This is a genomic window from Granulicella cerasi, from assembly GCF_025685575.1.
In the GTDB taxonomy this organism is placed as follows: Bacteria; Acidobacteriota; Terriglobia; order Terriglobales; family Acidobacteriaceae; genus Granulicella; species Granulicella cerasi.
Genome location: NZ_JAGSYD010000001.1, coordinates 19289 through 45555 on the forward strand (window position 1 = coordinate 19289; position 26267 = coordinate 45555).

18 protein-coding genes are annotated in these 26267 nt (G+C 61.7%); 11 read left to right on the forward strand and 7 right to left on the reverse strand.

What is annotated here, in order from left to right; all coding sequences use genetic code 11:
• Window positions 1-14: 14 nt before the first annotated feature.
• On the reverse strand, window positions 15-1655 hold the full coding sequence (locus OHL11_RS00080; RefSeq protein ID WP_263369429.1) for an ABC-F family ATP-binding cassette domain-containing protein: 1641 nt from the start codon (window positions 1653-1655) through the stop codon (window positions 15-17).
• 68 nt (window positions 1656-1723) lie between these two features.
• On the opposite strand from OHL11_RS00080, the gene OHL11_RS00085 reads away from it, so the two are divergent.
• Window positions 1724-2140, forward strand: a complete 417-nt coding sequence (locus OHL11_RS00085) for a VOC family protein (RefSeq protein WP_263369430.1) — start codon at window positions 1724-1726, stop codon at window positions 2138-2140.
• Window positions 2141-2163: 23 nt separating this feature from the next.
• Here the strand turns inward: OHL11_RS00085 and aroD are convergent, their stop codons facing one another.
• The 6 genes from aroD to OHL11_RS00115 all read right to left on the reverse strand — a co-directional run bounded on the left by aroD (window position 2164) and on the right by OHL11_RS00115 (window position 9118).
• Window positions 2164-3045 (reverse strand): type I 3-dehydroquinate dehydratase, encoded by an 882-nt coding sequence (gene aroD / locus OHL11_RS00090; RefSeq protein ID WP_263369431.1) that lies wholly within the window; start codon window positions 3043-3045, stop codon window positions 2164-2166.
• 8 nt (window positions 3046-3053) lie between these two features.
• Window positions 3054-3971, reverse strand: coding sequence for a sugar phosphate isomerase/epimerase family protein (locus tag OHL11_RS00095; protein WP_263369432.1), 918 nt, complete (start codon window positions 3969-3971; stop codon window positions 3054-3056).
• 462 nt (window positions 3972-4433) lie between these two features.
• Window positions 4434-5183: a glucose 1-dehydrogenase gene (locus OHL11_RS00100; protein ID WP_263369433.1), complete on the reverse strand. Its 750-nt coding sequence runs from the start codon at window positions 5181-5183 to the stop codon at window positions 4434-4436.
• A gap of 217 nt (window positions 5184-5400) precedes the next feature.
• Entirely contained in the window at window positions 5401-5703 is a 303-nt protein-coding gene (locus OHL11_RS00105; protein WP_263369434.1) for an ArsR/SmtB family transcription factor, read from the reverse strand.
• A gap of 121 nt (window positions 5704-5824) precedes the next feature.
• On the reverse strand, window positions 5825-6337 hold the full coding sequence (locus tag OHL11_RS00110; protein WP_263369435.1) for a VIT1/CCC1 transporter family protein: 513 nt from the start codon (window positions 6335-6337) through the stop codon (window positions 5825-5827).
• Window positions 6338-6649: 312 nt separating this feature from the next.
• Window positions 6650-9118, reverse strand: coding sequence for a glycoside hydrolase family 15 protein (locus OHL11_RS00115; protein WP_263369436.1), 2469 nt, complete (start codon window positions 9116-9118; stop codon window positions 6650-6652).
• A 147-nt stretch (window positions 9119-9265) separates the two neighbouring features.
• Between OHL11_RS00115 and OHL11_RS00120 the strand changes: the two genes are divergently transcribed.
• The 10 genes from OHL11_RS00120 (at window position 9266) to rpe (ending at window position 26196) form a co-directional block, all read left to right on the forward strand.
• The gene (locus tag OHL11_RS00120) at window positions 9266-12478 is read left to right on the forward strand and encodes a DUF3857 domain-containing protein (protein WP_263369437.1); all 3213 of its coding nucleotides are present in this window, start codon (window positions 9266-9268) and stop codon (window positions 12476-12478) included.
• A 198-nt stretch (window positions 12479-12676) separates the two neighbouring features.
• Window positions 12677-13291, forward strand: a complete 615-nt coding sequence (locus OHL11_RS00125; RefSeq protein WP_263369438.1) for a superoxide dismutase — start codon at window positions 12677-12679, stop codon at window positions 13289-13291.
• 143 nt (window positions 13292-13434) lie between these two features.
• Window positions 13435-16722, forward strand: coding sequence for an efflux RND transporter permease subunit (locus tag OHL11_RS00130; protein ID WP_263369439.1), 3288 nt, complete (start codon window positions 13435-13437; stop codon window positions 16720-16722).
• Window positions 16722-18398 carry an efflux RND transporter periplasmic adaptor subunit gene (locus OHL11_RS00135; protein WP_263369440.1) on the forward strand — a complete coding sequence of 559 codons (1677 nt, stop codon included), beginning with the start codon at window positions 16722-16724 and terminating at the stop codon, window positions 18396-18398. The genes OHL11_RS00130 and OHL11_RS00135 overlap by 1 nt, the downstream gene beginning before the upstream one ends.
• A complete protein-coding gene (locus tag OHL11_RS00140; protein WP_263369441.1) occupies window positions 18395-20545 on the forward strand; it encodes a TolC family protein in 2151 nt (716 codons plus the stop codon). The genes OHL11_RS00135 and OHL11_RS00140 overlap by 4 nt, the downstream gene beginning before the upstream one ends.
• A 306-nt stretch (window positions 20546-20851) precedes the next feature.
• Window positions 20852-22309, forward strand: a complete 1458-nt coding sequence (locus OHL11_RS00145) for an excinuclease ABC subunit UvrC (protein WP_263369442.1) — start codon at window positions 20852-20854, stop codon at window positions 22307-22309.
• A 54-nt stretch (window positions 22310-22363) separates the two neighbouring features.
• The gene (locus OHL11_RS00150) at window positions 22364-23110 is read left to right on the forward strand and encodes a prolipoprotein diacylglyceryl transferase (RefSeq protein WP_263369443.1); all 747 of its coding nucleotides are present in this window, start codon (window positions 22364-22366) and stop codon (window positions 23108-23110) included.
• Window positions 23111-23367: 257 nt separating this feature from the next.
• Entirely contained in the window at window positions 23368-24771 is a 1404-nt protein-coding gene (locus tag OHL11_RS00155; protein WP_263369444.1) for a radical SAM protein, read from the forward strand.
• A gap of 12 nt (window positions 24772-24783) precedes the next feature.
• Window positions 24784-25461, forward strand: coding sequence for a hypothetical protein (locus tag OHL11_RS00160; protein WP_263369445.1), 678 nt, complete (start codon window positions 24784-24786; stop codon window positions 25459-25461).
• A gap of 60 nt (window positions 25462-25521) precedes the next feature.
• Complete coding sequence (rpe, locus tag OHL11_RS00165; protein ID WP_263369446.1) at window positions 25522-26196, forward strand: ribulose-phosphate 3-epimerase; 675 nt, start codon at window positions 25522-25524, stop codon at window positions 26194-26196.
• Window positions 26197-26267: the final 71 nt, after the last annotated feature.

The following is a 26267-nucleotide window of genomic DNA, read 5'->3' on the forward strand; positions in this document are numbered from 1 at the left end:
ACGGTGATGGAGCGCTAGGCCTTCTTCGCCTGCTCGCGCTTCTGTTCGTACTCTTCGTACGGTCCCTTGTAATCAGTGATCTGGAAGTTGCTCGGGCCGCCTTCGAAGTGCCAGATGTGCGTGCCGGCTTCTTCGATGAGGTCCTGATCGTGCGTGACTAGGAAGACCGTGCCTTCGTACTTCTGGATCGCCTGGTTCAGCGCGTTGATGCTTTCGAGGTCCAGGTGGTTCGTCGGTTCGTCGAGCACCAGCACGTTCGGCTTCTGCAGCATGATCTTGCAGAACAACAGACGCGCCGCTTCGCCACCGGAGAGAGCATCGGTCTTCTTGTTGCCCTCTTCGCCGCGGAAGAGCATCTGTCCGAGGATGCCGCGGATGTCTTCCTTGGTCGCCTTCGGGTCGTACTGATGCAACCACTCAGCGGCGGTCATGCCGAGCTGAATCGAGCCCTTGTGGTCCTGCGCGAAGTAGCCGATCTGCACCTCGTGGCCCCACTTCACCTTGCCGGAGTCGATCGAGACGTCCGTCTCTTCGACGCCGGGGCCGTTGGCCAGCAGCGCCTTGAGCAGCGTGGTCTTACCCTGACCGTTACGGCCGATCAGGACGACCTTCTCGCCGCGCTGCACCATGCCGGTGAAGTTGTTGACGACGTGCTCGACCTTGCCATCAGGCTGCGTGTAGCTCTTGTTGACGTTCTCGAACTCGAGCACCGTCTTGCCCGACGGGCGCTCCAGCTTGAACGAGATGAACGGGCGCGCGATGTTGGAGCGAGCCAGTTCGCTCGTTGCGAGGCGCTCGACTTCCTTCTTACGCGAGTTCACCTGCGAGGAACGCGTACCGGCCGAGAAGCGGGCGATGAACTCGTTCAACTGCGCGATCTTCTTTTCGCGCTGCTCGTTCTGGCTCTCGATGCGGCTGCGGACTTCGGTCTTCTGCAGCACCATGTCGTCGTAGCCACCGGTGTAGGTGATGATGGTCTCGTAGTCGATGTCGGCGATGTTCGTGCAGACGTTGTTGAGGAAGTGGCGATCATGCGAGATCGTGATCACCGTGCCCTTGTAGCGCACGAGGAAGTCCTGCAGCCAGTGGATCGACTCGAGATCGAGATAGTTCGTCGGTTCGTCGAGGAAGAGCGCGCCGGGGTTGCCGAAGAGCGCCTGCGCGAGCAGCACGCGGACCTTCTGGCCGCCCTGCAGCTCGCTCATCTTGCGCTCGTGCAGCTCGTCGGGAATGTCGAGGCCCTGCAGCAGCACGGCGGCGTTGGCTTCAGCTTCGTAGCCATCTTCGTCGCCGACGATGCCTTCGAGTTCGCCAAGGCGCGAACCGTCTTCGTCGGTCATCTCGGCCTTGTTGTAGATCACCTCACGCTCTTCGAGCGCGGCCCACAGGGGCTTGTTGCCCATGATGACCGTGTCGAGCACGCGGTAGGCGTCGAACTCATACTGGTCCTGCTTGAGCACGCCGAACTTGCGGGGGCGAACGACGGTGCCCTTCTGGGCATCGATCTCGCCGGTGAGGACCTTCATGAAGGTCGATTTGCCCGCGCCATTCGGCCCGGTGAGGCCGTAGCGGCGGCCATCGGTAAAAGTCACGGAGACGTCCTCGAAGAGCAGCTTCGAGCCGTAGCGCATAGTTACATTGGAAACAGAAATCATGGTCAATCCCTATTTTATCGGACGCGCGGAAATCTCCGCTGAAAGCGGCTTGAGATAGGCTGGAACGCATGAAAACCGGCTTCCATCTCGTGTTTCCCGGAACCTGCCGAGCCGCCTTCGCGCTTTATGCGAAAACCTTCGCCGTGGAACCCAGCTTCACGATGACCTTCGGCGAAGCTCCGCCGGAGGCGCATGTGGGCGGGGATAACCCGAACCTGATTCTGCACACGACGCTGGCGGTCGGCTCCATCAACCTCACCGGATGCGACGCCCCACGCGGCCGTGAAGAAACGCTCGGCGGCTTTCAACTGACGCTGGCCGTGCAGGACGAAGCCGAAGTGCAGCGACTCTTCGCGGCGCTGAGCGAAGGCGGCAACGTCGGCATGGCGCCGCAGAACACTTTCTGGTCGCCGCTCTTCTGCATGTTCCGCGACCGCTTCGGCGTGGGCTGGATGATCAGCGTCGCAACGCCGGCCGAAGCGTAGCCCGGCCGAAGCGTAGCCCGGACCTAGCCGTGCAGTGAGCGATGCAGCGTTTCCACCGAGGCCTGCAGTGACGCGACGGGCATCTGCCCCGGCGCGGAGATACGCCCGACAGAGCCGAAGCTCATCGAAGATCCGAAGATTTCACCCGACAGGCGGGAGACTGCGCCGATGCCGTTCATCGACATCGTGATGAGCGGACGGTCGGCGTAGCGGCTGCGCATCGTCCATGTGGCAGAGAGCAGACGCAGCACGTCGCCTGCGTCGTGCGGCATGACTGCGAGCTTGCAGATGTCCGCACCCTGCGCCTGTTGTGCGCGTAGCAGATGCAGCATCTCCGCCTCGGATGGCGTGCGCTGAAAGTCATGATGCGAAAGGATGACGCGACGGCCCGCGGCCTGCAGGCGCTTCATCGTGTCTGCGACCTCGGGTGCATTCAGCATCGCCGCCTGAATGTCGAAGAGGTCGCCGACATTCGCAGCCGCGATCGCAGCGTAGAGCGACGCATAGGCACCAGGTTCGATAGCCTTCTCGCCGCCTTCCGCTTTGGTGCGGAATGTGATGATCAGTGGTTTCGGCGCAACGGCCTGCGCCACGGCAGAGGACAAGCGAGCCACCTCCTGCTTGTCGTCTACCGCGTCGAGATGGTCGAGGCGGAACTCCACGACATCGACCTCGGGCATGGCGGCCAGTTTCTGCGCCTGAGCCAGCGTGGCCTTCACGTTGCGCTCGATCAGCGACACGATCGTTTTCGTGGCGCCGTCGCCGATCACGATGCCGCGAATCTCAAGGGTCGCGGGCTTCGACGCATCCCTGGGTGCTGCAGGCAGCATGGCCTTCCCTTCCGCCGGCAGGGAGAGGCTTCCCACCGCGCCTGACATCAATGCGATCGCTTTCCTGCGGTCCATGCGCTCTCCTAGGCCCTGGCCTGCTGCAATGCAGCTTCCACGCCGCGTTTGCAACGCTTCACCACGTCGTTCATGTCCTGCGACCAGAGCGAGTCGGGCACGCCTTCAGAGAAGAGCTCGACGACGAGAGGGCCGCGATAGTGAAGCGCGTGCACGCGACGCAGGAAGTCCGCGAGCGGAATCTGGCCCTCGCCGGGCACGCGACGATCATGGAAGTTGCGTGGGCGCTTCCAGTCCGCAATATGGACGAGGAAGAGCTTGTCGCCGCAGAGCGAGACCTGCTCGAGCGCGTTGCTCTCCCACAGGTTGTACGCGTCAGCCGTGAGCCCGAGGTTGGGGTGATTCACCTCGTGCAGCAGCTCGAGCGCCTGCTCCATGTTGAACACCGTGGTGCTGCGGTTCATCAGCGAGGCGCCGAGCGGCTCAAACGCTACACGGACTCCGCGCTCGGCGGCGTAGTCGGCAAGCCGCTTGTAGGCATCTACCGAACCTCGCCACACGCGGTATTCGTTGCCGGTGAAGTCCGCACCGGTGTTGGTCGGGAAACACTTGCCCTTCAACACGCTGCCGAAGAGGTCGATGGTGCGACACATGCGCGCCACGCGCTCTGCGGGGTCCTTCGGCTCCAGCACGGACATGGACGGAAAGACCGTGAGCACCGCAGGTTGCAGCGAGCTGACAGAGATGTTTTGCTCTTCAAGCCACGCAAGCTGTTGCGGGATCTTCGCAGGATCGAACTTCGACTCCCAGAGCTCGATGCCGAGACCCTGCTGTTTGTAGGCAGCAACGTCCTGCTCAAGCGTCCACGGCTTCGTCGTGATCTCGCTGATGTGAATGCGCGAGCGGCTGTCGTGATCGCTCGCAGGCTGTGCGTTTCCTTCAGGCAGCCAAGTGGCGGCGAGTGCCGCTCCGGCTCCTACCAACAACTCTCTTCGTCCCATACTCACTCGGCGCCGATCCTCTCAAGGCGCTACAGAAGCACCTATACAGATAGACGAACGGAGAGCGTGGAGTGCTGCCCGAAGGTTGATCGCATCTCTGCATGGTGGCGATCACGTTTGGTGATCGGACCGCAGGGCGACCGCGAGAGGCAGAAGCTCTTGAAAGGGAAAGAGGGCGAACACGGAAAGCCGATCCGCCCGGGGTGTCATCGTCGACGCGCGTTAGCGAGTACAGCCATCGAGGTCGGAATCAGCAGCGCCGCCCAGCAGGTACTGTCCGACGACTACGGCGACAGGAAGCAAAAACATAACGATATTCATGGTCGTCTCCTTCTTCAGTTGCGGTTCTTGCGAACCGTTGGGTTGTGAGCAAATGCTCTTGTGGGTAATGACGCAGCGGAGCGAGAAATATTGCGCTCCGCTGCGCAAAATTTATGTTGAAACTTCTTAGCGCGCGCCGCCAGCAGCCTGCAACAGCGTGCCCGTTACCCAGCGTGCGTCTTCGGAAACCACGAACGCGACCGCATCAGCGATATCGTCCGGCTGGCCTGCACGCTTGAGCGGTGTCTGAGCAACAGCCCAATCCTCAAACTGGCCGCCTGCAAAGCCTGCGGTCTTCGAGCCTTCGGTGACCACGAAGCCCGGGTTCACCGAGTTCACGCGGATTCTGCGATCGCCGAGTTCCTTGGCGAGTACACGCGTGATCGCGTCCACTGCGCCCTTCGTTGCGGTGTACACCGACGATCCCGGAGGCGTGATTTCGCTCACCAGCGAGCCGATGTTCACGATGTTGCCGCCCTCGGCCGGGAAGTGCTTCAGCGCGGCCTTGGTGGTCAGCAGCAAGCCCTTCACGTTCGTGTCGAAGATCCAGTCGATGTGCTCTTCGGTGACTTCACCAATGGGCTTCATCTCATAGACGCCGGCGTTGTTCACCAGGACGTCGACCTTGCCGAAGGCCTTCTTCGCGGCATCAAAAATCGCGTCGATCTCAGCAAGCTTGGCGACCGAACCACCCGCGACGATGGCCTTGCCCCCTGCGGCTTCGATCTCCTTCACAACCTTCTCCGCGCCTGCCTTGTCCGACGCGTAGTTGACCACAACGCTCGCGCCTTCTGCGCCGAGCTTCTTTGCAATCGCTGCGCCAATGCCCTTCGACGCGCCCGTAACCACTGCGACCTTACCTGTAAGCTTTGCCATCGTAATTTCTCCTTTTCGGTCTGCGTCGAATTGTTCGACGTACATCGAAATGGATGGGGCAAGGTGCAGTGGAGATTCAGAAATATTTCGACAATCGTCGAAGTGTTGGAAAGACAGTCGTAAGTGAGGAGTGGTGTATGTGAAAAGTGGACGACGCGCTTGCGATGCAAGCAAAACACTTATGACTTACGACTCTTCACTTATGACTCAAACCGCCTTACAGCGTTTGCAGTTCCGAGACGTACGCGTCCCAGACTTCGCGACGCAGCGTCAGCTTGGCGGTGCGGCCTTCGCGAGCGACGTCGATCAGGCCCGACTCCTGAAGTTCCTTCAGGTGGTGCGAGATCGTCGCGGGCGATAAGCATTCATGGGCCTTCAGCGCGGAGCACGGCGTGTAGCCGGTCTCACACTTGCACTGTGCCACCTGTTGCAGAATGCTGAATCGCTTCGGGTCGGCCAGCGCGCGGGCGATCTGCTCGAACTGTTCCTGCGAGAGTCGATTTTTGCGCGCCGTAGCCATGACTTGCTCTTCATGGTAGATGAGCTGCGGCCCCAGAAGGGTGCAAAATCTGGTGCGCGCTCCCCGTGCCGACGGCGCAGGGCTCAGCGCTTCGGCTCATGGGACCTGGAGAGACAGCTGGCTAGCTGGAGCCGATGATGACACCGGCGGCGAAGACGAGCGCGCCGCCCAACACGACTTGCACGAGCGACATGGCGAAGGATGAGCTGAAGTACTTGTAGCGGATCCACGCGATGATCATGAGCTCGACGCCGACGACGATGTACGCGGCGATGAGCGCGTGGTGCACATTGGGGAGCAGGAACGGAAGCGTGTGCAGGAAGCCGCCGAGGAAGGTCATGCCGCCGGTGACGAGCCCGCGCACGACAGGACTGCCGCGGCCGGTGAGCTGGCCGTCGTCGGAGAGGCCTTCGGAGAAGGCCATGGAGATGCCCGCGCCCACCGCGGAGGCCGCGCCGATGAGGAAGACGGTGTGCGAGTTCTTCGTCGCGAACGCTGTGGCGAAGATCGGCGCGAGAGTGGAGACGCTACCGTCCATGAGTCCCGCGAGGCCGGGCTGTACGACGCGCAGCAGGAACGCGCGCTCATCGCCAAAGCCCGCGGCCTGGGAGGCCTGCTCAAGAATGTCGCTCATGAAGGCCATCGTACGATGTGGCGGCGTGGATACTTCAAGTCCGAGTTCGCAGCATCTTTGCTGGACGCCATCGACGCCGTGGCGAACCTTCGCGCTCGTGGCGCTCTTTGCGTCGAGGTCTTCCGCGTGCCTCGTTGCAGATGCTGGGTGAGAACTTCGACGCAAAGAGCGCGAAGGACGCGAAGGTACGCCACGGCTTTTGAGGCGCGGCTGTTGAAGTACTCAGGCGAACGGTCGCGCGGTACAACTGAAAACACGAACGCCCCACTCAAGCGCCGACTGCGCGCATGAATGGGGCGTTCGGCTGACGACTTAGCTTTGCGGCTTGGACGCGGCGGCTTGTTGCGGCTGCTGCTTCTCGTAGATGTTGACCACCTGATTGCGGCCGAGCCACTCGTCGCGCTGCGGGTAGTAGAGCGTGAACTCGATCTTGCCGGTCTGGTCCGGTGCGGTTTGGATGTCCGCGTAGGAGCCGGGCTTGCCGACGACGCGCGACTCGAGCGTGTTCGTCGTGGCCCAGTTGTCGGCGGTCCACAGCACGCGGAAGCGGCGCTGGTCGGTGATGCGCAGCGTGCCGCCCTGCACCATCGCGGAGATCGGTCGGCCGGTCTGGAAGATCTCCATGCGGCTTTCGAAGGTGCGCTTCTCCTTGGGCACGGCGTAGCGTTGTTCGACGACGGAGATGCGGTCGAAGACGCGGCCATCGTGCACGGAGCGCAGCAGCTTGATGTACTCCGCGTGCGCCCAGACGAGCGGCTGTGCGGAGCCTGCGGAGCGGCCGAGGTACATGCCTTCGCTGGGCATGTCGGCGTAGTCCCACACCTGCTCGGGCAGCATGCCGCCGAAGCTGGAGAAGCGCTCGAATGCGGTGATGTGCTTCTTCACGTCCATGCCGGCTTCGAGCTCGTAGTGCGCGCGTTCGCCGGTGAGGATGGGCCATGCGCGGCCCTGGCCGAAGTGGATGAACGGGCCGCCGTCCTTACGCTGGCCGTAGCCGTCGTGGTTGTAGCGGCGCCAGCAGGTGCCGTAGGGCGTGTCGATCTTCAGCACCTGGTCGGAGACCTTGATGGTGGACTGGATGAGCGGATCGTCCCAGCGGCGAATGCCGTAGCGGACGAGTTCGAGGAAGCCGCCATCGACGACTTCGCGGGCTTCGAAAGCGTACTTCTCGCCCGGCGCGCGGTTGGCGATGTTGATCATGCCCGGCGGGATGGTCGGGTTATGGAACGGCTCGCCTTCTGCCGGCGGACGGATGCGCATGTAGTGGTACGGGATGTCGGGGTCGAGCACGCCGCGCGTCGTGGTGGTCCATTCGTCGAGGTGCGCTTCGATCCAGTCGGCGTAGTCCTCGAGGAACTTTGCGAGCTCATCGGAGCCGTGCGCGTGGATGATGTCGCTGGCGCAGATGAGCGCGGAGATGACCGCGGCGAGCGTCGAAGGCGAGTAGCCTGCGTTTTCTTCCCAACGCTCCTGCTGCGTGACCGGAGCGTAGCGCGTGAGGAACGCGGCTGCGCTTGAAACGAACGGCAGGACGTCGAACTTGCCGAGGCCGCCGAGCTTCCAGATGCGCCACGCGAGGATGATGGGGAAGGCCACTTCGTCGAGCTGAATGCCCGACCAGTAGGGTGTTCCGTCGATCCAGAAGTTCTGCGCGAAGCCGCCGTCGGGCTTCTGGGTACAAGCGAGGTAGACGAGGGCGCGCAGCGCGGTCTCGACGCGGCCGCAGGCGAGCATCGCGCCTGCGGAGTGGCACATGTCGCGCGTCCAGACGAGGTGATAGCCGCCGAGGTCGTCGTCGCTCTTGGCGTTGCCCCAGGGGATGGAGGCCGAGGCGATGAAAGCGCCGGAGTACGTCTTGTCCTCATGCGCGAGGATCATGTTGTGCGAGATGCGCATGAGGCGGCCGCCGTCGGTGGAGGCGTCGGCGAGCTCTTCTGGCGCGGAGGCGCGCTGCCACTGCGTGAGGAAGCGCTTGAGGTGCTGCTCGAACGGCGTGGAGAGCGACTGCATCATGCCGGCGACGGCGGAGTGCGGGCCTTCGCCGAGCGAGATGGCGATGGTGAACTCGCGGAAGCGCGCGACGTCAATTTCGCCCATCACGGCGACGTTTCCGTCGATGGCCTGGCCGTACTCCCAGGTCATCGCCATGTGCGAGGTGAGGTCCTGGTAGCCGTCGCTGTTGCCGACGAAGCCGCAGGAGGAGCGCGTGAAGCCGCAGTCGGCACCGAAGCAGAGGTAGGAGTTGTTCTTCCAGGCCATGACGCAGCGGCGTCCGGAGACATCGACCGAGCGCGCGGAGTTGCCTTCGCCGCCGCCGTCGAGATGCGGCGCGAGCAGAGCGTAGCACTTCAGGCGCGAGAGGATCGCTTCATCGCCCTCGACCTTGACGCGCATGAGCACGACCGGGTGATGCGGGTCGGTGATGAACTCTTTGGTGACCGTGTAACGGCCGCCGAGGTCGTTGGCGACGACGCGCACCGCGAGGGCGCTGTCATCGATGTAATGAAAGTCGTATTCGAAGTCGCGCTTCTCTTCGTGGCAGAAGGTTTCGCCGTCGGAGAAGAGCAGTTCCATGTCGCGCGTCTGCGGGCGATCGATGGTCGGAAAGTAAATCTCGTTGAGCGTGCCGTGCGAGACCGTCGCCCAGATGCGGGAGGACGCGGCATACGCGGTAAGCACGGCGTCCTTCTTTGAGGAGGTCCAGCGCGGTTCAAGCCCAGGGCCGCCGAATGCGGGGCCGCCATCTTCCAGCCAACGATAAGTGCCGTTTAGCAATGCCATACCCCATTCCACCACAAGACGCCGCCGGACTGTATGAAACGAAATGGGTACGGGCGTCGCGTTGTGGCGCAATCACAACGGAATAGGGCGGCGGCTCAAAAGCGACATCGCTTTCCAGCAGCAAAACCTGCTATACAGGCTTCACCCATGCGTCTTCTTTCTCTGAGCACTTTGCCCGTGGCTTTGCTGTGGTTGCTGTCGCCTTTGGCGGTGGCCCAGAACGCTCCTTCGGCCCCGCAGTCGCCCTCCCGCACTCCTGCCAGCAAGGGCGATGCCCTGCCGCGCCCTACAGCTTCAGCCGCTGATGCCGCCAAGGCCGCGGTGACGACCGCTGGCAGCAAGGACAGCTATGGCGCGGAGTCCTTCGTCGTCATGAAGTCCTCGTGGGTCTACAGCTTCAACGCGGACGGCACCGGATATCGTGATCACACCGTCGCCGTGCGTCTGCAGTCCGAGGCTTCGCTGCGGACCTTCGGCGTGGTGAGCACGCAGTTTGCCTCTGCCAGCGAGCACGTGGAGATGCACTACGTTCGCGTGCACCACCCCGATGGCTCCGTCACCGAAACGCCCGTGAAGGACGTGATCGAGCAGCCTGAGCAGGTGACACGCGAAGCACCGTTCTACAGCGATTTGAAGCAGGCGCAACTGCCCGTGAAGAACCTGCGCGTGGGCGACACGCTGGAGTGGGAGATTCGCGTGGTGACCACGCGCGCCGAAGCGCCGAACCATTTCTGGGGCGCTTCCAGCTTCATCGGCGAGGAAGTGGTGTCACTCGATGACAACCTCGAGCTGCGCGTGCCTGCCAGCAAGAAAGCCACCGTCTGGACGAACCCCAGCGTGAGCGATCAGCCCAAGGTGACGACCGAAGGCGACACGAAGATTTACCACTGGCACCACGTTCAACTGAAGGCCACGACCGGCGATGAAGCCGCGAAGGCAAAGAAGTTGAAGCAGGAAAAGGTGCTGACCGCCGACGAAGAAAAGGACGATGAAGAAGGCAAGCTCCCGGACATTTCATGGACGACCTTTGGAAGCTGGGCCGAAGTGGGTGCCTGGTATCGCAGCCTGGAAGGCCAGCGCACGCAGCCGGACGACGAGGTGAAGGCCAAGGCCGCCGAACTGACCAAAGACATGAAGACCCCGGCCGAAAAGGCGCAGGCCATCTATGCGTTTGTGGCGACGAACCTGCGCTACATTGGCGTGTCGTTTGGTGTAGGCCGCTTTCAGCCGCACGAAGCTGTCGACGTGCTGCACAACCAGTATGGCGACTGCAAGGACAAGGCCACGCTGCTGATCGCGATGCTGCGCGCAGCGGGCTTCACGCCGGACGCCGTGCTGATCGGCGCGAACATCCGCATCAACGAAGCGGTTCCCTCGCCCTCGGCGTTCAACCACGCGATCAATCGTGTGAAGGTGGGCGACGAGGAGGTTTGGCTGGACTCCACGCAGGAGGTCGCGCCGTACAAGGCGCTGCTCTTCGTGCTGCGCGACAAGCAGGCGCTCGTGATCCCCGACAAGGGCGACGCCGTGCTGATGAAGACGCCGAAGGACCTGCCCTTCCCGTCGATCGATACGTGGACCGCGAAGGGTTCGATGAACGCCGATGGCATCAGCGAATCGCACATCCACATGAGCTTCCGCTCGGACAACGAGATCTCGATCCGCGAGGCGATCCACTCGGTTGCGCCCGCGCAGTATGAAGAGGTCGGCAAGCGCATCATGAACTCGCTGGGCTACTCCGGCGAGGCGACGCACACGCAGTTCAGCCGCCCCGAAGATACCTCTTCGCCCTTCACGATCGATGTGGACTACCACCGCGAGAAGGCCGGCGACTGGGAGCATCTGAAGACGATTCCGCAGCTGGCGCCGGTGTCTCTGCCGCGCGTCGATGACAAGGACCCGCCGACGCGTTCGATCAACCTCGGCGCGCCTGCGACCTCGAAGTCGAGCTCGGAGATGAAGCTGCCCGCAGGCTGGACGGTGGAGCTGCCCGAGGCGATCCACCAGAAGGCGCACTGGGGAAGCTATGACCAGACGTATCGGTTCGACGATGGCGTCGTGTACTCCGAGCGCATCGTGCAGACCTTTGAAACGCATGTTCCGGTGAGCGAGTGGAAGGCTTACAAGAAGTGGCAGGACGACTGCGACCTCGGCTTCGATCGCTACATCCAGCTCATCCGCCCCGGCGCTGATGGCAAGGCCCGCGCGGCGGGTGCGGCCAGCGGTCACGTCACCGCGAAGGAAACCGAAGACCTCGTGCAACAGGCCTTTGACGCTGCCCGCAAGATGGATGTGAAGGGCGCAGAGTCCTTGTTGAAGCAGGCGAAGGAAGCTGATCCGCAGGCACGACGTCTGTGGCTCGCCTATGGTTTTGTCGCCATCCTGCGCGGCAAGAACAACGAAGCCGTGGAGAACTATCGCAAGGAACTCGCGCTGTATCCGAATGAGACGTTTGTCTACGGCGCGATCGCCGAAGCGCAATGGCCGAAGAGCCACGAAGATGCGATCGCCACGATGCGTCAGTACACCGCTGCAGACTCCACGAACGCGAATGCGTGGGCGGGCCTGACGAACTACCTTTTCCAGGACAAGCAATATGCCGAGGCCGCGAAGACCGCGCAGAAGTCCATCGACAACACCCCGGAGGACGCGAAGGTTGAGCTCAAGCAGACGCGTCGGCTCGTGCTGGGCAATGCGCAACTGAAGGCTGGCCAGAACGCCGAGGGCGAGAAGACGATGCTCGCACTGCTGAAGGAAACCGACGATCCGGGCCTGATGAACGACGCCGCCTACTCGCTCGCCGATGCCAAGCTGGACCTTCCGCTGGATGACGAGAAGGTGCGCCTCGCGCTGAAGCGCATGGACGAGGAGACGCAGTCGTGGACGCTTGACGAGAACCCCGCGACGCTCAACCAGAAGAGCTCGCTGCTCTCCGCCACGTGGGACACGATGGGCTGGATCCTTTACCGCGAAGGCAAGGTGAAGGAAGCGCGGACCTACATCCTCGCGGGCTACATGGGACAGCACCACGAAGAGGTGCGGAAGCATCTCGACGAGCTGGACGATGCGCTGAAGCAGCCGCATGTCGCAACCGGCCGGAAGGCCGAACAGGACGATCGCACCTTCCCGCTGGGCAGCTACAACGGGCCGAAGATGACGGCGGAGTATCGCCTGCTGCTTTCGCACGGCAAGGTGGAGCGCGATGAGCCGACGACCGCCAAGGCCGTGGGTGGGGCCGATGGCATGTTGAAGGCGGCGGACTTTTCGAAGCTCTTCCCCGAGGGCTCGAACGCGAAGCTCGTGCGCACCGGCATGGTGAACTGCGGCAGCGGCAAGTGCGAGATTGTGCTTGAGCCCTAGCCTGGAGCCTTAGCCCGCGATTTCCGGCGTTGTCATCAACGCCCTCAGCCACTTGCGATACCCTCAACCTTGTTGCGTCGCGGAATGCGGAACGTGCATCCAACCCTGACGAGAAGGTTTTGGGTCGCGACGCGCTCGGGCCCCTTAGAGACAGCTCCGCTGTCACAACCTCTGAACCGACGAGAAGGAGTCACCACGATGGCGTTTGAACTGCCTGCACTGCCTTACGACTACACGGCGCTGGAGCCGACGATCGACGAAGCGACGATGAAGCTTCATCACGACAAGCACCACCAGACCTACGTGACGAACCTGAACGGCGCGGTGGAGAAGCACCCTGAGCTCGGCAAGCTGACGCCCGAAGAGCTCGTGAGCGACCTCGCTGCGGTGCCCGAAGATGTGCGCACCGTCGTTCGCAACAACGGTGGCGGCCACGTGAACCACACCATGTTCTGGGAGATCATGGGACCGAACGGCGGCGGCGAGCCGACGGGCGCGGTCGCTGAGCAGATCAAGGCCGACTTCGGCACCTTTGAAGAGTTCAAGACGAAGTTCAACGAGACGACCGCCAAGCAGTTCGGCTCGGGCTGGGGCTTCCTCGTGTTCAAGGGCGGCAAGCTGGAGATCGTGACGAAGCCGAACCAGGATTCGCCTCTCTCGGACGGCCTCTACCCCATTCTCGGCAACGACGTTTGGGAGCACGCGTACTACCTGAAGTACCAGAACAAGCGCCCCGACTACCTTGCGGCATGGTGGAACGTGGTGAACTGGGCAGAAGTGAACAAGCGCTTCGAAAAGGCCAAGAAGGCCTAGTTTTCGCGCTCGAGCAGCAACGGCCGCCAGCTTTGGCGGCCGTTCTGTTTTACCGATGAGACACATCTGAAAATTCGGCGCGACTTGTATGTCTGGTTTTGCGTCTCATCAAGCAGTATTTTCTTTCTCTTGAGGCCTGCTGGATGTGGATCGTACGACTGGCGCTACGCCGTCCCTACACCTTCGTTGTCCTGTCCCTGCTGATTGCCCTGCTGGGCATCGGTTCGGCTATTGAGACACCGAAGGACATTTTTCCGTACATCAACATCCCCGTCGTCTCGGTGGTGTGGACCTACTCCGGTCTGACACCCGATGAAATGCAAGGGCGTATCGTTACGGTCGCCGAACGTGCGTTGACCACCACGGTCAACGACATGGAGCACACCGAAAGCCAGAGCTATCAGGGCGTTTCGATCATCAAGGTCTTCTTCCAGCCGAACGTGAAAGTAGAGCTGGCCTTCTCGCAGGTGACTGCGATCATGCAGACCGTGCTGCGCACACTGCCGCCGGGAAGCTACCCGCCGTTCGTGCTGAAGTATGACGCGTCCTCGGTGCCGATTCTGCAGATGTCGCTGAGCGGTGAAGGCCTGAGCGAGGCTGACCTTTACGACGATGGCCTGCAGTTCGTGCGTCCTCGTCTGGCGAACGTAAAGGGTGCCAGTGTTCCGCTGCCCTTCGGCGGCAAGGTAAAGCAGGTAATGGTCGATACCGACCCGAACCTGCTCTTCGCGCACCATCTTTCGGCCACCGATGTTTCGACCGCGATCTCGCAGCAGAACCTGATTCTCCCCGCGGGTACGGCGCGTCTCGGCTCGCGTGAGTATGTCGTCAAGACGAACTCCAGCCCCGATGAACTTTCTGCGCTGAACGATCTCCCCATCCGCGCCAGCAACGGTGCTCTGGTCTACGTGAAGGACGTCGCGCAGGTCCACATGGGCTATGCGGTGCAGACGAACATCGTGCGCGAGAACGGCAAGCGCGCCGCTCTGCTCACGGTGCTGAAGAACGGTCAGACCTCCACACTCGACATCGTTTCCAACACGAAGAAGATGATTCCGCAGCTCACTGCGGGCCTGGGCAATCTGAAGATCACACCGCTCTTCGATCAGTCGCTCTTCGTGCGTACATCGATTGAAGAGGTCGTTCGTGAAGCCTGCATCGCCGCTGCGCTGACGGGCTTGATGATTCTGCTCTTCCTCGGCTCGTGGCGCTCGACGCTGATCGTCTGCACCTCGATTCCGCTTTCGATCGCGACCTCGCTCATCATCCTCTCCGCGCTGGGCGAAACGATCAACGTGATGACGCTCGGCGGCATGGCGCTCGCGGTCGGTATCCTCGTCGACGACGCGACGGTAGAGATTGAAAACACGCACCGCAACATGGAAGAGAAGAAGCCGCTGACGCGCGCGATTCTCGACTCCGCACAACAGGTAGCGGCGCCGGCGTTTGTTTCGACGCTCTCCATCTGCATCGTGTTCATCCCGGTTGTGCTGCTCACCGGCGCGGCAAAGTTCCTCTTCACGCCGCTGGCGGAAGCTGTGGCGTTCGCGATGATGGCCAGCTATTTCCTCTCGCGCACTATCGTGCCGACGATGATGCACTTCCTGCTGAAGAAGGAAATTCATCTTTACCAGACGCCGGGTGAGAGCGAGCGCGAGGCCAAGCGCAACTTCGTCTGGCGCTGGCACATGAAGTTCGATCACCAGTTCGAGCGCATGCAGCGTCAGTACATGCGTGGTCTGAACTGGTGCCTCGAAAACGCGAAGCTCACGCTGGTGCTCTTCGCTGCGCTCGTTGTGATTTCACTGCCGATGATCTTCTTCATCGGTCGCGACTTCTTCCCTTACGTGGACTCCGGCCAGATGAACCTGCACGTGAATCCGCCGCAGGGTATGCGTATTGAAGACTCCGAGCAGTACTTCGCGAGCATCGAAGCGGAGATTCGCCGCGTCGTTCCTGCAGAGCGCGTCGAGTTGATCCTCGACAACATTGGCTTGCCGAACTCGGGCATCAATCTGGCGTTTACGAACTCATCCACCATCTCCAACGGCGATGGCGATATTCAGATCGCGTTGAAGCCCGGCAAGAAGGACACGCAGGAGTACATGCGCAAGCTGCGTGACGACCTGAAGGTGAAGTTCCCTGATGGCGAATTCTTCTTCACGCCTGCGAACATCACCAACCAGATTCTCGACTTCGGCCTGCCCGCGCCGATTGACGTTCAGGTGACCGGACACGGTGAAGGCAACTACAAGATCGCGCTCGAGCTGAAGAACAAGATCGCCGAGATTCCGGGTGCGGTGGACGTCCACATTCACCAGCGCGTCGCGTTCCCCACGATGCATATCGATGTGGACCGCTCGCGCTCGCGACAGCTCGGGCTGACGCAGCAGGACGTGGCGCAGTCCACGTTGATCTCGTTGACGGGTACAGGCCAGACCGCGCCGAACGAATGGCTGAACCCGAAGAACGAAGTGAACTACCAGATCGTGACGCAGACGCCGCAGTATCGTATCGACTCACTGCCTGCGCTCTCGCAGACGCCTGTGACGACGGCGGCTGGCAACTCATCGCAGCTGCTGGGCAACCTCGCGAAGTTTCGCCGCGACCTGACGCCGATCGTCGAGAACCACTACAACATTCAGCCGACGTATGACGTTTACGCGGATGTGGACCGTCGCGATCTCGGCGGCGTTGCCGATGAGATCAACAAGATTGTGGCGGACACGCAGAAGACGCTGCCGAAGACGACGACGATCACGGTGCGCGGCGAAGTGGCGACGATGAATGAGTCGTTCATCCGCCTCGGCGTTGGCATCATCTTCGCCATCGGCCTGGTTTACCTGCTGATGGCGGTGAACTTCCAGTCGTGGCTGGATCCCGTCATCATCCTGATGGCGCTGCCGGGCGCGTTCTGCGGCATCTTGTGGATGCTCTTCATTACGCAGACGACCTTCAGTGTGCCGTCGCTGATGGGTGCGATCATGACCATCGGCGTGGCGACGGCAAACTCGATTCTGATGGTCGTGTTCGCCAACGATGAACGCCTTGCGGGCAAGAGCCAGTACGACGCGGCGCTGAATGCAGGCCATACGCGCTTGCGTCCGGTGCTGATGACTGCGTTGGCGATGATCATCGGCATGTTGCCGATGGCGCTGGCCTTCGGCGAAGGCGGCGAACAGAACGCGCCGCTGGGTCGCGCTGTGATCGGCGGCCTGCTGTTTGCGACCGTCAGCACGCTCTTCCTGGTGCCGACGATTTACTCGCTGCTGAAGGGCGCGCCGCCGAAGGATTACACGTATCTGGTCGAAGAGGAGTATCACGAGAACGATCCCGACCACATGCCTCCGCATGTGCCGCTTGATCCCTCCACCGGCCAACCGCAAGTGACTCGTAACGACAATCAAGGACCGCAGGAGCAGCACGCCTGATGAGCAACGAACAGAACATGCATGATGACGAAAAGAAGCTGCCCTGGCCGGAAGAGACTGATCCGGCGAAGGTCGGAGAAGCCTTTGCCGATCCGAATTCACTCGACGATCGCCGCGTCGGCCACAACTTTGAAGACGCGAACTCCAGCGCGAAGAAGCACCACAAGCCGCTGCGTGAAGAGATCCATCCGCCGAAGAATCGACGCCCGCTCTACGTTGGCATCTTCCTCTTCGTGGTGCTCTTCCTCATTGTGCTGCTTATAGGTGGCATCCCTCGCCTGCTGCGCAATCACGAGATCGACAAGCGCGCGAAGGATGAGAAGAACGACAAGCCGATCGTGGATGTGGTGCAGATCAAGCACGACACCGCAGCGAACGGTCTCTCGCTGCCCGGCACCAGCATTCCGCTGAACCAGGCGTATGTCTACGCGCGTGCCAGCGGTTATCTGCGCAACTACAAGGTCGACATCGGCGACCACGTGAAGAAGGGCCAGCTGCTCGCGGTCATCGATGCTCCTGACCTCGATGCACAAGTGGCCCAGGCGCGCGAGCAGCTTCAGCAGGCGCAGCAGCAGTACGAGAACCAGAAGGCGCAACTCGCTCTCGACACGGTTACGGTGGAGCGCTATCGCGTGCTGGTGAAGAAGGGCGTCTTCTCCCGTCAACAAGGCGATCAGCAGGAAGCAGCGTACTCGCAGTCGTTGGCGAACGTGGCCGCTGCAGCGCGCAACATCAACGCGTTCCGCGCAAACCTGCAACGCATCGTCGCTCTGCAGGAGTATGAGAATGTGCGCGCTCCGTTTGACGGCGTAGTGACGCAGCGCAACGTTGATACCGGCGCACTGATCAGTGCAGGAGGCAGCGCTTCGGGCGCAGCTTCCTCGGCGCCTCCCGTTGGGCAAAACTCGTCCGCAGGTGGCACGTCGCAGGCCGCAAGCTCGAACAACGGCGGCTCCAGCGGCAGCGGCAGCACCGCTGCGACGTCGGCGCAGTCGCCGGGTCAGGGTGGACCGCTCTTCACCATCGCGCAGGTGCAGCGTTTGCGCGTGCTGGTCAGCGTGCCAGAAGGCTATGCTCCTGCGGTGCATGTGGGTACCAAGGCGAAGTGCACCTTTCAGGAGTTTCCCGATCGCATCTTCGAAGGCGACGTGACGCGCACGGCTTCGTCCATCGACCAAAACACGCGCACGATGCTGACCGAGGTGCAGGTCGACAACTCGCAGGGCAAGCTGCTGAGCGGCATGTACGTCATCGCGACGTTCCCGCCGGTATCTGGCGCGCAAACGCCGCTGATGGTGCCGGGTGAAGCGATCATCATTCGTAAGGACCGCTCGATGGTGGCCGTAGTGAAGGATGGCAAGATCCGCATGACGCCCATCGTGATCGGCCGCGATCTCGGCACGGCCGTGGAAGTGCTCGGCGGCCTGAACGATGGCGATCTCGTCGTTGCGACGGTGACCGACGACGTGACCGATGGCCGCGAAGTGAAGGTGCACCAGAACAACAGCACCGAGCAGAAGGCACTCACGCCGCAGCCCACCAAGCCGCAGAGCAACAACTCGCAGTACGGCAACCAGGGGCTGGTGAACAACGGCGTGGAAGGACAGGAACAGCAACAACAGCAGGGCCAGCAGGGTAAGGGCAAGTCCGGCCAGCAGAGTGAGGCCAAGCCATGAGTCCACGCGTTCGTCTCCCGCTCGCGGCGCCGGTCCTTGCGACGTTAGCGCTTGCGCTGCCTGTGGCAGCGTTGGCGCAGAACCCTTCGCCTGCGTTGCCACAGCAGCAAGGCAACTTCCCCGCGCTGAGCCCCGCACCGACGCAGCGTAGTGTGCCTCCCGGCCCTGACGCTGCGGCCACTTCGTCGACACAGGCGAAGGAGCCGACGGTATCTCCGCTGGCGGCGCCGGCGAAGACGCCCGATGCGCCTTCTCCACAGGTCACCGCAGTGAGCAACAACGGCACGCTGCCTGCGCGTGACAGTGCGAGCGGTCTGCTGCCGAAGACGCTCGGTTTCCTCGGTCCGTATCACGCGCCCGTGGTGCCGCCGCTCTTCGCAGGCGATGGCACGCGTCTGCAGTCGTTGATCCGCGACAGCAAGCTCTATCTCTCGCTTGAAGACGCCATCGCTCTCGCGCTGGAGAACAATCTCGACGTCGAGACAGAGCGCTACAACCTCGTGCTCGGCGCTACGGATGAAGTACGCGCCAAGGGCGGCGGTACGTTGCGCGGCATCGACTACACCGTGAACGAAACGCCTGTGGGCGTGGGCGGTCCGGGCTCGCCGCTGCTCAACGCAGCTACGGCGAACAGCAATCCCACAACGCCGACTGTCACCGACCTGACGAGTCTCAACTCGACAACGCAGGCATCGAAGTCACTCTCCCAAAGCACCACAGGCTTTGCATACTCTGCGGGCGCGAACCTTCCGCTCTTCGATCCGCAGTTCATTGCGACGGGTGGTTGGCTGCGTCGGCAGAACACCGTTACGCTCACGAGCACAACCGGCACAACCTCCACGGCGAGCACCACGCAGCCGGGTTCGCTCGACTATACCGCGCTGAACATCGCGTACATGCAGGGCTTCTCCACCGGCGGCCAGCTCACGGCCATCGGCAACAACGACTCGTCAGTCATCTACGGCTCCACGTCGAACTGGGATCCGTTCAGCCGTCCGAGCACCTCGGTGACCTTCACGCAGCCGCTGCTGCGCGGCGCGGGCACGGGTGTGAACCGCCGCTTCATTCGCATCGCGCAGACGAACCGCAAAATTTCACGCCTTGTGTTTGAGCAGCAGGTGATGGACACGATCTACGGCGTATCGCGTTTGTACTTCGATCTCGCCTCGCTCGGCGAGAACGTGCTGGTGAAGCAGGAGTCGCTGCGTGCAGCGACGAAGCTCCGCGAAGACGATGAAGCGCAGGAGCAACTCGGTACGCTTGCGCCGATCGAGCTCACGCGTGTGCGTGCACTTGAAAGCTCGAGCCGCTTCGATCTGGTGCAGGCACAGGGCCTTTACAAGCAGCAGGAGATCATTCTGCGGGATCAGCTTTTGCGCACAGCATCGCCGGTATTCCAGCAGCAGTTCGACAGCATCGTGCCGACCGATCACATCCACGTGCCCGATGCGGATGACGATCTCGATGTGCCCAGCATGGTTGCTGCGAGCATCGCACGTCGCCCGGACTACGCGCAGGCGCAGTTGCAGGTGGACGCCGGCCGGCTTGCGCTGAAGGGCAGCCACAGCGCTGCGCTGCCGCAACTCAATCTCTACGGCAACGTGGAGACGCGTGGCTCCAGCGAGCAGACGTACGATGTGCTCGGCTCCGCAGGCACGGGTATTCCGACGACACCGACGTCGCTGGCGACAGGCGGCTTGCGCGTCGCAACGATTTATCAGGCGGGCGTGCAGTTGACGTTGCCCCTGCGCAATCGTGTGGCCGAGTCCGACGCTGCTCGCGATGAGATTCAGCTTCGTCAGGTGCAGGCTCATGTGGAGAAGCTGAACGCGCAGGTGCGTGAGCAGATCGAGACTTCGGTCGTCGCTCTCGACACGGCCCGCGCGGCGTACCAGGCGGCGACATCGAGCCGTCAGTATCAGGAGCAGCTTCTTGATGCCGAGAAGGACAAGCTGAGCGTAGGTCAGTCGACCGACCTTGCGGTGCTGCAGAATGAAGCGTATCTCGCACAGGCGAAGTCGACGGAGATTGCAGCGCGTTCGAACTGGATGAAGGCGCGCATCGAGCTGGATCATGCACTCGGCGATTTGCTCGACAAGAACCACATCACGCTGGACGATGCGATTCGCGGACAGTTGCCGCGGTAACGCAGCTGCATAGCCGATTTCTGCGTGAGGTATGAACGGTAGGGTACGGCTTCAGCCGTGCCATGAAGAGCGGGGATCAAGGACGGCTTCAGCCGCTGAGGTGCATGTCAACGTGACCTCAGCGGCTGAAGCCGATTCTTTTTCGCCATGGATGGCATGGCTAAAGCCATGCCCTACCGTTCATGCCTCACCGATAGTTTCGGCAGGCTTGCCGAGCGTGAATGACATAGCCCCGCTGTAGAAACAACCACGACGAACATCGGTTGAGACTGCGAATCAGCAGCAGCAACCGCTAAAATCCTTGCTGTGGCTGCGGAGTTTCATTTCGAGCATCGCGTAGAGTTCACGCCGGAGACGGCCATCGAAGTGCTGCGCCCCATCGTGGCAGGCCCGGGCGTGTTTGCGCTGCGCGGCGAAAGCGGCGAACCCTATCTGACACGCGCGGCGGATGTACGTCGGCGCTTGAAGCGCCTGCTCGCGCCGCCTGAAACGACCTTCGCTGCTGATGGCTCTGAGCAAGTCGTTGCCTCGAAGCGACTGAACCTGCGCAATCGTGTGCGCTTCATTGAATGGACCGCAACGGGGTCGGAGTTTGAGTCCACCTTGCTGCTCTATTGCGCGACGCGCGCGACCTTCGGTGAAGAGCAAGCACGCAAGCGTCTGCGCTTGTATGCGCCAGCGTTTCTTCGCGTCACTCTCGCGCACGAACATCCGCGTGTGTACGTGACGAACAAGCTGAGCGCGAAAGCACTGGCCACCACCTTCGGCCCCTTCCCTTCGCGGGCCGCCGCAGAGCGCTATTGCGATGGCGTGCTCGACCTCTTCAAGCTGCGGCGTTGCCATGAAGATCTGCAGGTGCATCCGGACCATCCTGGCTGCGCGTACGGCGAGATGAAGAAGTGCATGGAGCCTTGCAAGGCCGCGTGCACCGCAGATGAGTATGCGGCTGAAGCCGAAGCGGTGCGCGCGTTTTTCGCCACGCGGGGCGAGTCGATGCTCGCAGAGATCGCAAAGGAGCGCGATGCCGCGAGTGAAGACATGGACTTCGAGCGCGCAGCGGAACTCCACGCAAAGTATGAGCGCGTGAAAGCGGCTGCCATACAAGCCGATGAACTCGTGCGCCCTGTGAACATGCTGCGCGTGCTCGTGCTGCAGCAAGCCGCAAGCGAAGGTGCAGACGCGTCGCATGAACAAGCCGCGGTCTTCCTGCTGGAACACGGCGAGATCGTCGGCCCGCAGCGGCTCTCCACGCTGGGCGTACGCGCTGTTCGCGAGCAAACGGCGGTGGGTTCTTCACTGTTCGCACAACCGCTGATGCTCGCGGCTGTTCCTCTCGTAGAGGAGGGCCCAGGGCCCAAGGCTCAGGGCTTAGAAGGCGAAGCTGTGGTTTCGCTCTCGCCAGAGGAGCGCGTGCGTGCGCTGCTTGCAAAGCTCGAAGGCGAGGCAAACGCGGAGGTATCGATCGCCGTGATGTGCGACTTCCTCGCGCTCTTTCGCCGTTGGTATTACCGGCCCGAGAAGCAGCGTGCAGGCGAAGTCTTTTTGCCGAACGCGGATGGCTCGTGGCCGGTGCGTCGCATCCTGAACGGTGCGGCGCGCGTCGTGCTAGGTCCGCCGAAGGAAGCGGCGCCCGTAGATCGCGAAGCCGCTGCTGCGATGAAGACCAAGGTACTGCATGAAGGACGCGAAGACGTGGAGCGTGTTGTGCCTGTGCTGCCGAAACGCAAGCGCACACGCAAAGCTACGGACGCGCCGCAGCCATAGTGCCGATCCCGCATCTCTCCGCGAGATGTGCGATGCTAACGAACAACCCTCGTGATGTCTTTCCTGCCGAAGCCTGAGCTGCACCCGGTGTTTGAAACGCTCGCCTACGTTGTGGGCTATCGCGTCTACAAACACCTGCGCGCGCAGCAAGGTGATCGCCTCAACGACGAACATCGGTGGCTGATTATCGCGGCTGCAGCCGTCGGCGCGCTTGTTGGCGCGCGGCTCCTCGGCATCGCAGAAGACGCTCCGCAGCTTGGCTTTCATGGGCGCGCGTTCTTCGCGATGAGCGGAGGCAAGACGATCGTGGGCGGTCTACTCGGTGGGTGGCTTGTGGTCGAAGCCGCGAAGTGGATGCTGCACATTCGCTCGCGCACTGGCGACCTCTTTGCCGTGCCGCTCGCGCTCGGCATTGCGATCGGACGCATCGGCTGCTTCTTCGCCGGGCTCGCTGACGACACGTATGGCAAGCCGACATCGCTACCGTGGGGAGTCAACTTCGGCGATGGCATTCCGCGGCATCCCACACAGCTTTACGAGCTCGTCTTTCTGCTCGCGCTGGCGTGGGCGTTGCATCGCTTCAACGCAAAGCCGCATCGCGAAGGACGAACCTTTCGCCTCTTTCTGCTCGCGTATCTTGCATGGCGATTCGCCATCGACTTCCTCAAGCCGCGGCCCATGGCCGGCGCTCTCAATGTGATTCAATGGGCGTGTCTCGCAGGCGTGATCGCACTCGCGCTTGGAGAGTTCGGCCACAAGCAACAACCGCACGCACACGCTACTCAGGAGCTTGATGCATGACGACACCACCGCCAACGGCCTATACCCCTCCTCCGGAGAGGCGATCCTCTGCAATGCTTCCTGCGATTCTGATCGCGGCTTCAATTGCAGCTTTCCTCGTTTCCTTCGGACTCTGTGGTGCAAGCGCTCGCGACCCAAGCAGGATAGGAGCATGGGCCGTTCACCTGGGACTCTTCCTCTTCTTTGCCTCCATCCTTGGCTTCATCATCGGAATACTTTGGTTGGTTATCGCGCTCATTATGGATAGCAGGAAGTAAATGGCACAGACACGTCCTTACCTCTACTACGACTCCGCGGTCTCGCTCTGCACCACGTGCTATCGCCGCGTGGACGCGAAGATCGTCTTTGAAGACGAGAAGGTCTTCATGCTGAAGCGCTGCCCCGAGCATGGCTTCGAGCGCGTGCTCATGGCCGACGACATCGACTACTACAAGCGTTGCCGCGAGGTCTTCCTGAAGCATCCTGAGATGCCACAGCACTACAACACGCCGATCAAACACGGTTGCCCGTACGACTGCGGGCTCTGCCCCGATCACGAGCAGCACTCGTGCCTGTCGCTCATCGAGATCTGCGATGCGTGCAACCTCACCTGCCCCGTTTGCTATGCCGACAGCGGACCGCATCGGCCAACCTTCCGCACGATGGAGCAGATTGAAGCGATGCTCGACGCCGTGGTGAGCAATGAACTCGAGCCGGACATCGTGCAGATCTCCGGCGGAGAGCCGACGCTGCATCCTGAGTTCTTTGCTGTGCTCGATGCGGCGAAGAAGCGGCCCATCAAGCACCTGATGGTGAACACCAACGGCATTCGCATCGCCACCGAGGAAGGCTTCGCCGAACGCATCGCCGAGTACATGCCGGACTTCGAACTCTATCTGCAATTCGACTCGCTGCAACGCGATCCGTTGATGCAACTGCGCGGCGCGGACCTGCGCCACATCCGCGAGAAGGCGCTCGCGAAGTTGAATGCCCTCGGCGTTTCGACAACACTCGTCGTCACCGTAGAGCGGGGCGTGAACGATGGCGAGCTTGGCGCGATCATCGACTTCGCCCTGCAGCAGCCTTGCGTGCGCGGCGTTACGTTTCAACCGGTGCAGCAAGCCGGTCGCCTCACGCAGTTCAAAGCCGCCGAGCATCGCCTGACGTTGACCGAAGTGCGTCGGCGCATTCTCGAACAGAGCCCGGTCTTCGCGCCGGAGGACATCATCCCCGTGCCGTGCCATCCTGACTCACTCGCGATGGGCTATGCGATGAAGCTCGGCGATAAGGTCGTGCCGCTCACGGGCATGGTGCCGCCGGAGGTGCTGATCAACGCCGGGCGCAACACGATCATCTACGAGCAGGACGCCGGCGTGCATGAGGCGATCTTCAAGGTCTTCTCCACGAACCACTCGCCGCAGGCGCAGGCCACGAAGCTGCACGATCTGCTCTGCTGCCTGCCGCAGGTGGCGGCGCCGGAGTTGAGTTACGCGAACCTCTTCCGCATCCTCATCGTGAACTTCATCGACGCACAAAGCTTTGACCTGCGCTCGATCAAGAAGACCTGCGTCCACATCGCACATCCGGACGGCAAGCGCCTGATTCCGTTCGACACCTACAACATGTTCTATCGCGATGATCTGGAACATACGCGGTTAGCGAAGCTGCGGGAACTCTTGTAGGAGCAACACGTCATGATGGATTCATTGGATACACCGGCTCCTGCCCCTGAGAAAAAGCTTCACGAAAAGATACGGCCGAGCATTGTCGCATTTGCTATTCCGCTCGCACTCGTTCTTCTCTTCAAAGGTCTGGGAGTTCTTGCTGACAACACCACTGAACTCGCTCCGAGCCACGATGATGCATTGAAAGCCATTTTTTGGATTGCTGGGATAGCAGCAATCGCTGGCATCAGTTTCGCGATTCATGTCTGGAGGGCGGTGCGTTGGTGGAATATCGTCAGGGCTGCCTTTGCATGTGGCATGCTCTGGGCTCTTGGCACGTTCATGTCCCTCTCGACATTGACCAACCTATGGTTTGGATGGCGGGACTTCCCTAGATCTCAAACTCACACGGGACCGGGTTCATTTCCGATCTCCCGCGCTTATGCGACCCACGGGAAGAATGCCTCCTTCAATATCCAGACCATGTACCTTTGGTCGGACATGAAGATCACGGAAAGCGACTATACGTTCATGCAGGCTCATCGTCGTGCGGATGACCCCGGGAAAAACCCTGATGAAATTTTCAGTCAAGGATACTTTTGCGCCCGAGTCACAGTAGAAGTGGCAGGGCAAGCCGTCCGTATTTTGCATGCAGGCGAAACGACTCTACCTCGCGGGACTGTAATTCTCTGCCCTCAGAAGAAATAGCCTGCCAAGAGCCAAGAGACGGCTACGCGCTGAAACATCCGCTTGCTAAACTGAACGCCTATGGTTGAACTGGCGTTTTCGATTCTCGCAGCGGACTTTGCGCATCTGGCCGACGAAATCAAGCTGGCCGAAGAGGGCGGCGGCACCATCGTGCATGTCGATGTCATGGACGGACACTTTGTGCCGAACATCACCTTCGGGCCGCCGGTCGTGAAGGCCGTTCGCGCCGTTACCAAGCTGCCACTCGACTGCCACCTCATGATCGAGAACCCCGACGCGTTCATCCCCGAGTTCGCCAAGGCGGGCGCAGACATGATCTCCGTGCAGGTGGAAGCCTGCCCGCACCTCAATCGCACGCTGCAGCACATCATCGACCATGGCTGCCAGGCCGGCGTGGTGCTGAACCCCGCAACGCCCATCGGCATGCTCGCCGAGGTGCTTCCCATGGTGCACCATGTGCTCGTCATGAGCGTGAACCCCGGCTTCGGCGGGCAGAAGTTCCTGCCGCGCGCCGTGGACCGCATCCGTCTGCTCGCGCATATTCGCGAGGAGCAGGGCCTGAACTTCCGCATCGAGGTCGACGGCGGCGTGGCGAATGATACGGTTGCGTCCGTCGTGGACGCGGGCGCGGACATGCTCGTGGCCGGTTCGGCGATCTTCCAGCCCGGTAAAACGGTCGAAAATGCGCGCGAGTTTCTGAAGATTGCCCGCGCGGCGGCCGGGGAATCGGCCTAAATCCTTCCGATACATTTCTGCGCCTCGCTTCGTCCAACTCTCAGCGCGAATTTCCGCCGCGATTTAGAATG

What these genes read in the sequence shown, in the direction of transcription:
- OHL11_RS00140 (WP_263369441.1), top strand. Translation starts at nt 18,395, where the DNA reads ATGAGTCCACGCGTTCGTCTCCCGCTCGCGGCGCCGGTCCTTGCGACG.
- OHL11_RS00100 (WP_263369433.1), bottom strand. Translation starts at nt 5,183, where the DNA reads ATGGCAAAGCTTACAGGTAAGGTCGCAGTGGTTACGGGCGCGTCGAAG.
- OHL11_RS00135 (WP_263369440.1), top strand. Translation starts at nt 16,722, where the DNA reads ATGAGCAACGAACAGAACATGCATGATGACGAAAAGAAGCTGCCCTGG.
- OHL11_RS00080 (WP_263369429.1), bottom strand. Translation starts at nt 1,655, where the DNA reads ATGATTTCTGTTTCCAATGTAACTATGCGCTACGGCTCGAAGCTGCTC.
- OHL11_RS00105 (WP_263369434.1), bottom strand. Translation starts at nt 5,703, where the DNA reads ATGGCTACGGCGCGCAAAAATCGACTCTCGCAGGAACAGTTCGAGCAG.
- OHL11_RS00155 (WP_263369444.1), top strand. Translation starts at nt 23,368, where the DNA reads ATGGCACAGACACGTCCTTACCTCTACTACGACTCCGCGGTCTCGCTC.
- OHL11_RS00150 (WP_263369443.1), top strand. Translation starts at nt 22,364, where the DNA reads ATGTCTTTCCTGCCGAAGCCTGAGCTGCACCCGGTGTTTGAAACGCTC.
- OHL11_RS00125 (WP_263369438.1), top strand. Translation starts at nt 12,677, where the DNA reads ATGGCGTTTGAACTGCCTGCACTGCCTTACGACTACACGGCGCTGGAG.
- rpe (WP_263369446.1), top strand. Translation starts at nt 25,522, where the DNA reads ATGGTTGAACTGGCGTTTTCGATTCTCGCAGCGGACTTTGCGCATCTG.
- OHL11_RS00085 (WP_263369430.1), top strand. Translation starts at nt 1,724, where the DNA reads ATGAAAACCGGCTTCCATCTCGTGTTTCCCGGAACCTGCCGAGCCGCC.
- OHL11_RS00110 (WP_263369435.1), bottom strand. Translation starts at nt 6,337, where the DNA reads ATGAGCGACATTCTTGAGCAGGCCTCCCAGGCCGCGGGCTTTGGCGAT.
- aroD (WP_263369431.1), bottom strand. Translation starts at nt 3,045, where the DNA reads ATGGACCGCAGGAAAGCGATCGCATTGATGTCAGGCGCGGTGGGAAGC.
- OHL11_RS00160 (WP_263369445.1), top strand. Translation starts at nt 24,784, where the DNA reads ATGATGGATTCATTGGATACACCGGCTCCTGCCCCTGAGAAAAAGCTT.
- OHL11_RS00130 (WP_263369439.1), top strand. Translation starts at nt 13,435, where the DNA reads ATGTGGATCGTACGACTGGCGCTACGCCGTCCCTACACCTTCGTTGTC.
- OHL11_RS00115 (WP_263369436.1), bottom strand. Translation starts at nt 9,118, where the DNA reads ATGGCATTGCTAAACGGCACTTATCGTTGGCTGGAAGATGGCGGCCCC.
- OHL11_RS00120 (WP_263369437.1), top strand. Translation starts at nt 9,266, where the DNA reads ATGCGTCTTCTTTCTCTGAGCACTTTGCCCGTGGCTTTGCTGTGGTTG.